This window comes from Treponema sp. (genome assembly GCF_017430385.1).
Lineage (GTDB): Bacteria > Spirochaetota > Spirochaetia > Treponematales > Treponemataceae > Treponema_D.
The window spans coordinates 1-3,574 of record NZ_JAFRNB010000115.1; the positions used below are offsets into that span (position 1 = coordinate 1).

Genomic DNA, 3,574 nt, shown 5'->3' on the forward strand with positions numbered 1-3,574 from the left:
CGTAAACGGAATTTTTTTGTCGAGCGGATGGTCAACATGCACGACAGGAATGTGCAGGATATGAAATTTTTCGAAATATTGCAAAAAGAAAAATTCTTTGAGAATTGTAGCGAAACATTTGAAGTTCGTAATAAAACTCGGTGGTCCAAAAAGCACGCCCGCGTAGGCAACGAGAGGATTAAAAGATTTGAGAGGTTTGTTGTCGTAAATTCGTGGTTTCATGTTGTAATGTAAAAGAATATCAGAAAAATGGGGAAAATGCTAGATTGGGGAGGAGAATGGTTGAAATACGCAGAATAAGATGTATAATAATATGTAAGAGGTGAGATTATGGTTACATTCGAGCGAAAAGAAATAATTTCAGCGACACAGCTTGTCCGGCAGTTTTCTACATTTTTGACAGAACTCTCAAACCGTACATTAAATAAAATTGCAATCATTCGCAATAACGAAATGGAAGCCGTGGTTTTGCCAGTTGCAGAATATGAAAGATTGGTTACAAGTGCAAAACAAGCTTCTCAAAAGTTAATCAAAGATTTTTTCGGTTCTTTGGATTCCGAATCTGCCGCGCAAATGGAAGCTGCTATCAAGGAATGTCGTAAGGTTGATTTGAATGAATGGTAAGCTAATCGACACAAATGTCATAATACGGTTTTTTAAAGGCGAAACAGAGTTTTTTTCTCTTTTTGATGATATGGAGCAGCTTTATGTTTCTTCAGTCAGTGTCGGTGAACTAATGTACGGTGCGGAGCTGTCTAAAAAATCAGATTTCAACCGAGAAAACTATTTTTGTTTTTGCGAGCAGATGAAAGTCCTGCAACCTGATTTGGAAGTCGCCAAAATGTACGGAAAAATCAAGTCAAATCTAAAAGCAAAAGGCCGTCCCATTCCCGAAAATGACATTTGGATTGCTGCCACAGCCCTTGCCGCCGATTTAGAGCTTGTGACCGCAGACAGTGATTTTGAGAATATCAGCGGATTGTGCGTGGTGAAGATGTAGATATGCAGGGAAATCCAAAGCAATACTCAGGCGGATTTGTACTCACAAGCAACGGCAACATTGATTTTGGTGAAATTTCTCCGGAGATTGCAAGCCTCATTAAGCGACAGGCTGGCAAAATCCGTCTTAGAATAGGCAAGCAAGACGAGTCGTCTAAAGAGAATTACGGTGAAGCTCATATAGAACGCACGGCAAGGCTAAAAGATTTGCAGGCGGCAGGTTTTAATAATGCCCGAGATTTTGTTGAATATGTTTGTTCTGATTATGATGCCATTTACCCAAATAGAAGCGGTCTGATTGTATTTAGAAGGGGCCCCCGATTTAATACGGCTTATGTTCAGCTTGTACCGTCTATTGATGGCGATTTTTATGATGTAAAGACTGTGGTTTCTTCAAGCAGAAATGTTGTAAAAAACAAAACGCCACTATGGAAAAAAGCCCAATAATGGCGTTTGAAATATCGGTGCAGGAAAGGGCGCATGCCAATCGACTCCAATCGGAATCCCCCTTGCGCAGTCTGGCGGGCTGCCCGACAGTTTTACTATAACATATAATCCTAATTTGTCAACGGCCAAACACTTCCTTGGCTATCGACACAGACACCATCGCATCCTTGGCGTAATAATCCGCCCCAATCTGGCTTGCGTAATCCGCCGTGAGGACAGCCCCGCCGACCATAATCTTGCAGGTCTTTCCCACCGCGCCGAGTTTTTCCCGCAGAAGTTTGATTGTGTCTTCCATATTTGCGACCGTCGTTGTCATGAGCGCGCTTAGTCCGACCAGCTGGATGTCTTTTTCAAGCACGGTTTCCACGACCTTTTCTGCCGGAACATTTTTTCCCAAATCGATTACCGTGTAGCCGTAGTTTTCAAGCATGGCCTTGACGATGTTTTTCCCGATGTCATGGATGTCGCCGAAGACCGTACAGATTACGATGCTTCCCTTTGATTCCTGTGCGACTCCGCTTGCTTCGAGGTGGGCTTTGATGACCGCAAAGCTGTTGCTTACCGTGTCTGCCGAGAGCAAAAGCTGGGGCAAAAATTTCTTTCCGATTTCAAAGTCTTTTCCCACGATGTCCAGGGCGGGCACGATGCAGCGGTCAATGATTTCGACCGGCTCTTTTCCTTCTTCGAGCAGCTTTTTTGTTGCGTCCGGCGACGAGTCCTTGAAGCCCTTGCAGATTATGTTGATGAGCGAGTTTTCTGATTCCGTGAGGTTTTCAGGAAGATTGGGCGCTTCCCTTCGGGTCGGGCTTTTCGCACTTACGCTGTTCGCTCCATTCGCTTCGCGAACGGCTGACGCCGGTGCTACAATCCCTAGCGCATTGGCTTTAGCCGTTGCCGCTTGTTCAGCAGTTAAACCGTAGACTGGTGCCGGGGTGTCGTTGTATTTTTCGATGTAGTCAAGGCAGTTTTCGTCAAATCCTGCCAGGGCACGGTAGCCGTAGTAGGTTTCCATCATCGGCTGCATGAGCGGGTTGATGATACATGCGCTTAATCCTGCATAAAGTGCCATCGCAAAGAATCTGGAATTGATGATGTCTCGTCGAGGAATTCCGAAGCTGATGTTTGAAACTCCGAGCACGAACTGTAATCCCTGCTCGCCGTATTTTTCTTTTAAAATCTGAATTGCCCGAACGGTTTCCAGTGCTTCTTTCTGCTGGCTCGAAACTGTTAGCGTAAGAGTGTCGATTACGATGTCACGAATTGGAATTCCGTATTTTGCCGCCTCCGTGATGATTTTTTCTGCTACCGCAACACGACCTTCCGCAGTGGGTGCGATTCCGGCTTCATCGATACAAAGTGCGACCACAGCCCCACCGTATTTTTTTACCAGAGGAAGAACTTTGTCCATCACATCCTGGCGGCCGTTTGTTGAGTTTATCAGGGCTTTTCCGTTGTAATAACGCAGCGCCTTTTCCAGAACAGGAGCCTCGCTTGAATCAATCTGGAGCGGTGTGTTGAATGCGCCCTGAATTGTTTTGACGGCATCAACCATTGTCTGCGCTTCGTCAATTCCTGGAAGTCCGACATTCACATCAAGAATCTGTGCGCCAGCGTTAATCTGGCTTTCTGCCTCGCCAAGCACGAAATTCATGTTGTGAGCAAGCAAGGCCTCTTTGACCTTCTTTTTGCCGGTCGGGTTGATTCGCTCGCCGATAATCTGAGGGCCTGCGTTTCCTCCAATCTGAACGCTCGAATTGTATGAGCAGATAAAACATGCGTTCTCGAATTCGCACGGCTGTCGTTTCTGCGGAGGAAGGGCTTCAATCGCTTTGACCATTGCCCCGATGTGCTCAGGTGTCGTTCCGCAGCAGCCGCCAAAAACGCTTACTCCAAGCCCGCGATATTTCTTGTGATGCTCTGCAAATTCTTCTGCCCCGACAAGGAATACAGCCTTTCCATTGATAACAGTCGGCAATCCCGCATTCGGCTCCACGCAAACAGGCAGATGTGCGTAACGCATGAACTCAGCAACGATTTTGTCATCTTCGTTCAAAGAACCGCCGCAGTTAAATCCGATTAAATCGACTCCAAGCGACTCAAGATAAACCACAACCGTGCGGATGTCAGC

The 3,574-nt window shown here is 46.1% G+C and carries 4 protein-coding genes and 1 pseudogene; 3 read left to right on the plus strand and 2 right to left on the minus strand.

What is annotated here, in order from left to right:
- Positions 1 to 222, minus strand: a pseudogene (locus IJJ71_RS08305) (hypothetical protein); the annotation flags it as partial.
- A gap of 108 nt (positions 223 to 330) precedes the next feature.
- Here IJJ71_RS08305 and IJJ71_RS08310 point away from each other — a divergent pair.
- Genes IJJ71_RS08310 through IJJ71_RS08320 form a run of 3 tightly spaced genes read left to right on the plus strand, consistent with a single transcriptional unit; the run spans position 331 to position 1,446 of the window.
- Complete coding sequence (locus IJJ71_RS08310) at positions 331 to 624, plus strand: type II toxin-antitoxin system Phd/YefM family antitoxin (protein ID WP_296846364.1); 294 nt, start codon at positions 331 to 333, stop codon at positions 622 to 624.
- Positions 614 to 1,000 (plus strand): type II toxin-antitoxin system VapC family toxin, encoded by a 387-nt coding sequence (locus IJJ71_RS08315; RefSeq protein WP_296846365.1) that lies wholly within the window; start codon positions 614 to 616, stop codon positions 998 to 1,000. The genes IJJ71_RS08310 and IJJ71_RS08315 overlap by 11 nt, the downstream gene beginning before the upstream one ends.
- Positions 982 to 1,446 (plus strand): hypothetical protein, encoded by a 465-nt coding sequence (locus IJJ71_RS08320; RefSeq protein WP_296846366.1) that lies wholly within the window; start codon positions 982 to 984, stop codon positions 1,444 to 1,446. Before IJJ71_RS08315 ends, IJJ71_RS08320 begins: the two co-directional genes overlap by 19 nt.
- A 118-nt stretch (positions 1,447 to 1,564) precedes the next feature.
- Here the strand turns inward: IJJ71_RS08320 and IJJ71_RS08325 are convergent.
- Positions 1,565 to 3,574 (minus strand): dihydropteroate synthase (locus IJJ71_RS08325; RefSeq protein WP_296846367.1); only part of this gene is annotated, 2,010 nt, incomplete at its 5' end.